Genomic DNA, 1,043 nt, shown 5'->3' with positions numbered 1-1,043 from the left:
GCACTGGTCTTTTTCGCCCAGCAAAACCAGTGGGATCTCAGCNNCNNCGACACGGGATTGATATCACTGGCGACAGTGCGACGGTGGACAACAACGGCACCATGACCGTGACCGATCCGGAATCCATCGGTATCCAGATTGACGGCGACCAGGCGGTTGTTAATAACGAAGGCGACAGCACCATCACCAACGGTGGCACCGGCACACAGATTAACGGTGACGACGCCACGGCGAATAACAGTGGTAAAACGGTCGTTGATGGTACCGACTCCACTGGCACAGAAATCAACGGCAATAACGGCACCGTTATCCAGGACGGCGATCTGGATGTCAGCGGCGGCGGTCACGGGATTGATATCACCGGCGACAGTGCGACGGTGGACAACAACGGCACCATGACCGTGACCGATCCGGAATCCATTGGTATTCAGATCGACGGCGACCATGCGGTTGTTAATAACGAAGGCGAGAGCGCCATCAGCAACGGCGGCACCGGCACGCAGATTAACGGTGACGACGCCACCGCCAACAACCAACGGTAAAACCACCGTTGACGGTAAAGATGCCACTGGCACGGAAATCAACGGCAATAACGGAACCGTTATCCAGGACGGCGATCTGGACGTCAGCGGCGGCGCACACGGGATTGATATCACTGGCGACAGTGCGACGGTGGACAACAACGGCACCATGACCGTGACCGATCCGGAATCCATCGGTATTCAGATTGACGGCGACAAGGCTGTCGTTAATAACGAAGGCGACAGCGCCATCAGCAACGGCGGCACCGGCACGCAGATTAACGGTGACGACGCCACCGCCAACAACAACGGTAAAACCACCGTTGACGGTAAAGATGCCACTGGCACGGAAATCAACGGCAATAACGGAACCGTTATCCAGGACGGCGATCTGGACGTCAGCGGCGGCGCACACGGGATTGATATCACCGGCGACAGCGCGACGGTGGACATAACGACGCACAGTGACCGTGACCGATCCGGAATCCATCGGTATCCAGATTGACGGCGACCAGGCGGTTG

General features: G+C 57.7%; 1 pseudogene. It reads left to right on the top strand.

Annotation, left to right across the window (positions count from 1 at the left end):
- Positions 1-1,043, top strand: a pseudogene (locus AACU94_RS24460) (autotransporter domain-containing protein); the annotation flags it as partial.

Origin of the sequence: Escherichia sp. E4702, from assembly GCF_963883545.1 — a bacterium.
Lineage (GTDB): Bacteria > Pseudomonadota > Gammaproteobacteria > Enterobacterales > Enterobacteriaceae > Escherichia.
Note: the sequence above shows the minus strand (reverse complement) of the source record. Positions and strands in the feature narration are given on the sequence as shown.